This is a genomic window from Sphingomonas sp. Ag1 (assembly GCF_000980895.1).
In the GTDB taxonomy this organism is placed as follows: domain Bacteria; phylum Pseudomonadota; class Alphaproteobacteria; order Sphingomonadales; family Sphingomonadaceae; genus Sphingomonas; species Sphingomonas panaciterrae.
Map to the genome: position 1 here is coordinate 1 of NZ_LAZX01000006.1, position 1,155 is coordinate 1,155.

The 1,155-nt window shown below is 54.8% G+C and carries 2 protein-coding genes; one reads left to right on the top strand and one right to left on the bottom strand.

What is annotated here, in order from left to right:
- Positions 1-540 (bottom strand): hypothetical protein (locus tag XM50_RS00060; RefSeq protein WP_156167006.1); only part of this gene is annotated, 540 nt, incomplete at its 3' end.
- Between the two features lie 138 nt (positions 541-678).
- Between XM50_RS00060 and XM50_RS00065 the strand changes: the two genes are divergently transcribed.
- On the top strand, positions 679-888 hold the full coding sequence (locus XM50_RS00065; protein ID WP_046406277.1) for a hypothetical protein: 210 nt from the start codon (positions 679-681) through the stop codon (positions 886-888).
- The last annotated feature ends 267 nt before the right edge of the window (positions 889-1,155 follow it).

The window sequence follows — 1,155 nt, forward strand, 5'->3', positions numbered from 1 at the left end:
GAGAACCGCTTCCCAATTCTCGAACCTGCCGATCGCGAACGGCTTCAGGGTGTTCTTGCGATCCTCGCGACCGTCTGCACCACCAGTGCCGCCGTAGCTCTCCGTGAGAATGTCACGGGTGAGATCGACTTCAGGACCACGAATCGCGAAGCTACCCGTGTCCACTGTCGGATTGTCCAGCGAACCTAGCTTGGAACCGGGTACTAGCTCGTAAGTGGAGTAGGGAGCGCCAACATCGCCATAGAGCAGGCGACAGGGATAGCCGTCGAAATCGTATCGACGCCAATGTGTGTTGCGAAGCTGGCGATTGAACGAGATGCCGAGATTGCCATATTCGATCTGGATTTGGCCGGGAATGCCATCCTGATTGAATGAAATGGTTTGCTGTGGTGGTGCTGTGATACAGGGCACGTACTCAGCGTCGGGAAACTCAGCGAAGGCAATGTGCTTACCATGCCCGCGCGAGCACATGCGAACTTCAACTAGCTTCTGCTCCACCGGATCATAGGCGGTGACTTCCGCCAAAAATACCTTAGCCAACACTCCACCTCATATCCTGTCGGATATTTAGCGGTCTGATTTAGAGAACCGATTGGCAGCCTGGCTGACGACGGGTGTAGATGCTCGGACACACGAAGACTGCCGCACAAATATGGCCTGACTAGCGAGGTCGATGGAATGCGATATCTCAGCGATCAGCAGAAGGTCATCGGTCCTTTCGGCCGCTTCCAGCGCGCGCCGCAAATGCTCTATCGCCTCAAATTGGCCCGCCATGCGACCCTCCTTGCCGGCCGATATCCGACCGACATTCAGCGGCTTAAACTACCAGGTATTGATTTTTCCTCCAGCGATTACCTAATGTGGTCCCGCATCATCCGAGTCGAGTAGTTTGAGCATTTCTGGTTAACGATTACGTTCGTCAGGAGGGTCATATGTCTTTGGACGATAAGGACTACTTCAGGGAGCGCGCAGAAGCAGAGCTGAGAATGGCGCAACGGGCCCGTGATCCTGCTGCTGTTCGAGCGCACTACACACTTGCTGGCCATTACCTTGATCGCGTTTACAGTGGCAGCGATCAGGTTGCGTCTATGACCGACGCGCCTATAAGCGAAATGCCGCGCGACGTTCATTGATAATGTGAAGTCGGGGTTAGGC